The organism is Nocardioides sp., from assembly GCF_031422975.1.
Lineage (GTDB): Bacteria > Actinomycetota > Actinomycetes > Propionibacteriales > Nocardioidaceae > Nocardioides.
The window spans coordinates 1-5,036 of sequence record NZ_JANPEO010000426.1 but is presented as its reverse complement, the minus strand read 5'-3'; the positions used below and the strand labels follow the sequence as shown (position 1 = coordinate 5,036).

The 5,036-nt window shown below is 68.5% G+C and carries 6 protein-coding genes; 2 read left to right on the top strand and 4 right to left on the bottom strand.

Features of this window, described 5'->3' with window-relative positions; genetic code table 11:
- Positions 1-1,202, bottom strand: a 1,202-nt coding sequence (locus RMO85_RS12860) for a DEAD/DEAH box helicase (RefSeq protein WP_310529120.1), incomplete at its 3' end; no start/stop codon positions are given.
- A 236-nt stretch (positions 1,203-1,438) separates the two neighbouring features.
- Here RMO85_RS12860 and RMO85_RS12855 point away from each other — a divergent pair.
- Complete coding sequence (locus RMO85_RS12855; protein WP_310529119.1) at positions 1,439-2,128, top strand: ferritin-like fold-containing protein; 690 nt, start codon at positions 1,439-1,441, stop codon at positions 2,126-2,128.
- A 57-nt stretch (positions 2,129-2,185) separates the two neighbouring features.
- Here the strand turns inward: RMO85_RS12855 and RMO85_RS12850 are convergent, their stop codons facing one another.
- The 3 genes from RMO85_RS12850 to RMO85_RS12840 form a co-directional block, all read right to left on the bottom strand.
- Positions 2,186-2,494 carry a hypothetical protein gene (locus RMO85_RS12850; RefSeq protein ID WP_310529118.1) on the bottom strand — a complete coding sequence of 103 codons (309 nt, stop codon included), beginning with the start codon at positions 2,492-2,494 and terminating at the stop codon, positions 2,186-2,188.
- A 136-nt stretch (positions 2,495-2,630) separates the two neighbouring features.
- Positions 2,631-2,849, bottom strand: a complete 219-nt coding sequence (locus RMO85_RS12845; RefSeq protein ID WP_310529117.1) for a DUF3107 domain-containing protein — start codon at positions 2,847-2,849, stop codon at positions 2,631-2,633.
- Between the two features lie 97 nt (positions 2,850-2,946).
- Positions 2,947-3,546 (bottom strand): TetR/AcrR family transcriptional regulator, encoded by a 600-nt coding sequence (locus tag RMO85_RS12840; protein ID WP_310529116.1) that lies wholly within the window; start codon positions 3,544-3,546, stop codon positions 2,947-2,949.
- Between the two features lie 237 nt (positions 3,547-3,783).
- Between RMO85_RS12840 and moeZ the strand changes: the two genes are divergently transcribed.
- A complete protein-coding gene (gene moeZ, locus RMO85_RS12835; RefSeq protein WP_310529115.1) occupies positions 3,784-5,019 on the top strand; it encodes an adenylyltransferase/sulfurtransferase MoeZ in 1,236 nt (411 codons plus the stop codon).
- Positions 5,020-5,036 lie beyond the last annotated feature (17 nt).

The window sequence follows — 5,036 nt, the reverse complement described above, 5'->3', positions numbered from 1 at the left end:
CCGTCACGCGAGCCACCATCACGGGAGCGAGGAGCCCGGTCCGAGCGCTCCTTCTTCTCACTCTTCCGCTCCTGGGGGGCGGGGTCCTTGATCCGGCCCTTGGTGTCCGGCGCGATGCCCTGGTCGTGGAAGAGGTGCTCCGAGGTGGAGTAGGTCTCCGTCGGGTCCGGGAAGGGCAGGTCGAGCGTCTTGTTGATCATCTTCCACCGCGCGATGTCCGGCCAGTCGACCAGCGTGATCGCGGTACCGGAGGCGCCGGCGCGACCCGTGCGACCGATGCGGTGGATGTAGGTCTTGTCGTCCTCGGGGCAGGTGTAGTTGACGACGTGGGAGACGCCGCGCACGTCGATGCCGCGGGCCGCGACGTCGGTGCACACGAGCACCTTGAGCTTGTCCTCACGGAACCTCGCGAGCGCCTTCTCCCGGGCGATCTGTGCCATGTCGCCGTGCAGCGGCGCGGCCGCGAAGCCACGCTCGGCCAGGTCGTCGGCGATGCGCTGCGACTGACGCTTGGTGCGGGTGAAGACGATCATCTTCTCCGCGTCGTCGGCCTGCAGGACGCGGCCGATGATCTCCGGCTTGTCCAGGTCGTGCGCGAGGTAGATGAACTGTGCGGTCGCGGGGACCGTGGCGTTCTCGTAGGACGACTCGGCCCGGATGTTCATCGGGTGGCGCATGTGCGTGCGGGCCAGGGCCACGATCGCGGCCGGCATGGTGGCCGAGAACAGCATCGTCTGACGCGTCTCGGGGGTGAGGCTCAACAGACGCTCCACGTCGGGCAGGAACCCGAGGTCGAGCATCTCGTCGGCCTCGTCCAGCACGAGGGCGTGGACGTGCGAGAGGTCGAGGGCCTTGCGGTTGGCCAGGTCGATGAGCCGGCCGGGTGTGCCGACGACGACGTCGACGCCGGACTGGAGGGTGTCGAGCTGGGTGTCGTAGCCCACGCCGCCGTACACGGTCAGGACGCGCAGCCCGAGGTCCTTGCTGGCGATGGCGAGGTCGCTGGAGACCTGGAGCGCGAGCTCGCGGGTCGGGGCGACGATCAGCGCCTGCGGCTTGCCCTGCGGCAGGTCGGCGTAGGCCGGGTCGTCCTTGGTGACGCTGCGCTGGAGCACCGGGATGCCGAACGCGAGGGTCTTGCCGGTGCCCGTGCGGGCCTGGCCGATCAGGTCGGTCCCCATCAGGGCGACCGAGAGGGTCATCTCCTGGATGGCGAAGGGGGTGATGATGCCTGCGCGCTCCAAGGCGTCGCAGATCTCGGGGAGCACCCCGAGTTCACGGAACGTGGTCACGTCTATGTCGCTTTCTGTTTTCTCAATCCTCGTCGTGCGGCGGACTCGGAGAGAGAAAGCCAGCCGCGCACATGCGTCGGGGCCGGTTCAGAGCATGTTCAAAACACGGCCCTCGATGGGGGCAGTCTATCGCCTAGGGTTCACCCATGTCTGAATCGCCGGTCGTCCCCCCGCAGGACGCCGCCTACACCCTGGCCGTGATCGACCTCCTCGGAGCGATCGCCTATGGCGAGCTCACGGCCTTCGAGCGGCTCGCCGAGGACGCCAAGCTCGCCCCCACGCTCGAGGACAAGATGGCGATCGGTGCGATGGCGGCCGCCGAGTTCGGCCACCTGGAGCGCCTGCACGCCCGGCTGCGCGAGCTCGGTGGAGACCCGTACGCCGCCATGGCGTCGTTCCAGGTCGGCTTCGACGACTTCCACGCTCACACCCAGCCTGCCGACTGGTACGAGGGCCTGATCAAGGCCTACGTCGGCGACGGCCTCGCCGCCGACTTCTACCGCGAGGTCGCGGCCTACCTCGACCCCGAGACCCGTGACCTGATCGTGGCCGCGCTGGCCGACGCCGGCAAGTCCGCCTTCGTGGTCGACCGGGTGCGGGCGGGGATCGCCGAGGACCACCGGCTGGGCGGGCGCCTCGCGCTGTGGGGGCGCCGGCTGATGGGTGAGGCGCTGACCCAGGCGCAACGCATCGCGGCCGAGCGCGACGCGCTGACAGCTCTCCTGGCGGGCGGCGTCGACCGGCCGGGCCTGGACCTCGCAGCGCTGGGGCGGATGTTCACCCGGCTGACCGAGAACCACGCGCAGCGGATGGCCGACCTCGGCCTCGACGCCTGAGCGGAGACGAGGAAGGCCCCCACACCATCAGGTGCGGGGGCCTTCCTCATGAAAGCGTCAGACCCTGGTCCTGCTGCGACCCGTGACGCCGGAGGCAATCACGACCAGCACGGCAGCCACCATGATCTGCCACAGGTGACGCCACCAGTCGATGCCCTTGCTGGTGTCGTACATGTCGCCGCCGGGGTTGTTCTCGGCGACGCCGAAGATGGCGTAGTAGATGTAGCTGCCCACGAAGGCGCCGACGATGCCGCACACGATCGTGAGCCACACCGGGATGTTGTCGCGGTCACCGGGAGCCACGGCCTTGCCCAAGAAGCCAATGATCGTTCCCACGATCAGCGTGACAATGATGGTTCCGAGCATCTTTGGATTCCTTCCAGGAGTCGCGCCTCGACGGCGCGATGGTGTCGAACCGGTCGACCGGGTCGACGTGCTCCCATCATGGGCCTCGCGGGGTCACCGTTCAATCACCGGCACCCGTGGGGCGCGGCGGGACTTGTCAGCGGAAACCGACCGTGCCATGGGCGCCGGTGCCGATCTCGACGTAGGCGATCTTGCTGCCGGGCACCGCGATGCGGCGGCCCTTGGAGTCGGTGAACGCGAGGATGCCGTCCGAGGTGACGGCCTCGGTGAGCTGCGCCTCGAAGTCCTCGGGGCTGATCTCGGTCTCCACGACCAGCTCGCGCGGGGCGTGCTGGACGCCGATCTTGACCTCCATGGTCACTCCTTCGTTGGTGGGGGTTGGCGTGCCGGGTTGCCGGCACGCTCGCTTCGCACGCCGTCGATACGGCGCCGGCGGTTCGGGGGTGGTGCTGTCAGTGCTCCTCGGTCTTCGGGTAGCCCCGGATCCCGCGCCAGGCCAGGCCTGCCACGAGCGCGGCGGCATCCGTGAGGGGGATCGCCCCACTGCTGACGCCGGCCTCACCGAGCCAGAACCGAGCGCTGACCTGGGCCATTCCCACCAGGGACACCGCGAGCAGGCGCGAGGCCTCGTCGGGCAGTCCGGTGTCGTCGTGGATCACCTCGGTGATCATCGCCGCACACTCGGTGGTGACACGGTCGACGTGCTCGCGGACGGCCGGCTCGCTGGTGAGGTCGGACTCGAAGACCAGTCGGAAGGCGCCCGAGTCGGAGGCGACGTAGTCGAAGAACGCCTGCATCGCGGCCTGGACGCGCAGCTTGTTGTCGGTGGTGGAGGCGAGCGCGATCCGGCAGTTGTCGATGATGTCGTCGCAGGAGGCGTCGAGCAGCGCGAGGTAGAGGTCGAGCTTGCCGGGGAAGTGCTGGTAGAGCACGGGCTTGGAGACGCCGGCGCGATCGGCGATGTCGTCCATCGCAGCCGCGTGGTAGCCCTGTGCGACGAAGACCTCGAGGGCCGACTCCATCAACTGGGCGCGGCGCTCCCGGCGGGGCATGCGGCCGCCTCGTGGGCGGGCTGCACTCGAGTCGAAGCGATCAACGCTCACGTGTTGTTTCCTCCCGGGATTTCGCTGAGTGGGCAGCCTACCCGCAGGTAGGCCCCGTCTCGGGGGGTCGTCCGTCCGGATGCCGGGATGTGGCGGCCGGTCGTGGCGGTCGCGGGGAACATGGATGTCGTCGGCGGTGTTGCGCCAAGCGATCCCGCCCCGTGTCCCACCCCTGAGGAGTACGCCGTGTCGTTCGCCCCGCTCGTCGAGCCAGCCGCCGAGCTCACCATCGATGAGGTCCGCCGCTACAGCCGACACCTGATCATCCCCGACGTCGGGATGACCGGGCAGAAGCGGCTCAAGAACGCCAAGGTGCTCGTCATCGGTGCCGGCGGCCTCGGTTCGCCGGCCTTGCTCTACCTCGCCGCCGCCGGTGTCGGCACGCTGGGGATCGCCGAGTTCGACACGGTCGACGAGTCCAACCTGCAGCGCCAGGTCATCCACGGCGTCAGCGACATCGACAAGCCGAAGGGCCAGTCCGCCAAGGAGTCGATCGCGGAGATCAACCCGTACGTCGAGGTCGTCCTGCACCCCGAGCGGCTCGACAACGACAACGTGCTCGACGTCTTCGAGGGCTACGACCTGATCGTCGACGGCACCGACAACTTCGCGACCCGCTACATGGTCAACGATGCGGCGTACTTCTTGAAGATCCCCTACGTCTGGGGCTCGATCTACCGTTTCGACGGCCAGGCCTCGGTGTTCGCGCCGTGGCTTCGCCACGAAGGCGACGACCTGCTCTCCCCATCGCAGGTCTCCGACCTGCCTTGCTACCGGTGCCTGTACCCGGAGCCGCCGCCGCCGGGCATGGTCCCGAGCTGCGCCGAGGGCGGCGTGCTGGGGGTGCTGTGCGCGAGCATCGGCGCCATCCAGGTCAACGAGGCCATCAAGCTCATCACCGGCATCGGCGACCCGATCGCCGGGAAGCTGATGATCTATGACGCGCTCGAGATGGAGTACCGCAAGCTCAAGGTGCGCAAGGACCCCAACTGCGCCCTGTGCGGTGAGCACGCGACCGTCACCGAGCTGATCGACTACGACGCCTTCTGTGGTGCCGTGTCCGACGAGGCCGCCGAGGCGGCGGTCGGCTCGACGATCTCGGTCACCCAGCTCGAGCACATGCTCAAGGAGCGCGACAACGGCGAGCGCGACTTCGTACTCATCGACGTGCGCGAGCCGAACGAGGCGGAGATCAACCACATTCCCGGCGCGGTGCTCATCCCCAAGGGCGAGTTCCTCAACGGCAATGCCCTCGCCCAGCTGCCCAGCGACAAGCAGATCGTCATGCACTGCAAGTCGGGCGTGCGCTCGGCCGAGACGCTGGCGATCGTCAAGGGCGCGGGGTACGCCGATGCGGTGCACGTCGGCGGCGGCGTGGTGGCGTGGGTCAGTCAGATCGACCCGAGCCAGCCGACGTACTGATCCGCAGCCGATCCCGA

What these genes read in the sequence shown, in the direction of transcription:
- RMO85_RS12855 (WP_310529119.1), top strand. Translation starts at nt 1,439, where the DNA reads ATGTCTGAATCGCCGGTCGTCCCCCCGCAGGACGCCGCCTACACCCTG.
- RMO85_RS12850 (WP_310529118.1), bottom strand. Translation starts at nt 2,494, where the DNA reads ATGCTCGGAACCATCATTGTCACGCTGATCGTGGGAACGATCATTGGC.
- RMO85_RS12840 (WP_310529116.1), bottom strand. Translation starts at nt 3,546, where the DNA reads ATGCCCCGCCGGGAGCGCCGCGCCCAGTTGATGGAGTCGGCCCTCGAG.
- RMO85_RS12845 (WP_310529117.1), bottom strand. Translation starts at nt 2,849, where the DNA reads ATGGAGGTCAAGATCGGCGTCCAGCACGCCCCGCGCGAGCTGGTCGTG.